Here is a 211-nt window from a genome sequence, read left to right on the forward strand (position 1 = left end):
CCCTTCGTACCACGCTGTTCGTGCTGCTTGCACTGATCGCCATTACCGCGATCCAGATCGGCGCGCCGCACTGGCTGGGACAAGAGCCAGGCACGATCGACTACAAGATCTTTCACTATGTCGGCGAACTGTCCCGTAGCGGCCAGCCCGCCCTGCCCTACGACGCCCCCGGTTTCGAGACCTGGCAGGCGCAGCAGCCGGGCGGCGAGAT

Annotated in this window: 1 protein-coding gene; it reads left to right on the forward strand. The window is 64.9% G+C overall.

The genetic code is table 11. The annotated features are described in order from the left end of the window. The coding region (locus NLM59_RS11805; RefSeq protein WP_304417977.1) for a hypothetical protein at window positions 1-211 on the forward strand (211 nt) is incomplete at both ends.

The organism is Profundicola chukchiensis (genome assembly GCF_029664245.1).
In the GTDB taxonomy this organism is placed as follows: Bacteria; Bacteroidota; Bacteroidia; order Flavobacteriales; family Weeksellaceae; genus Profundicola; species Profundicola chukchiensis.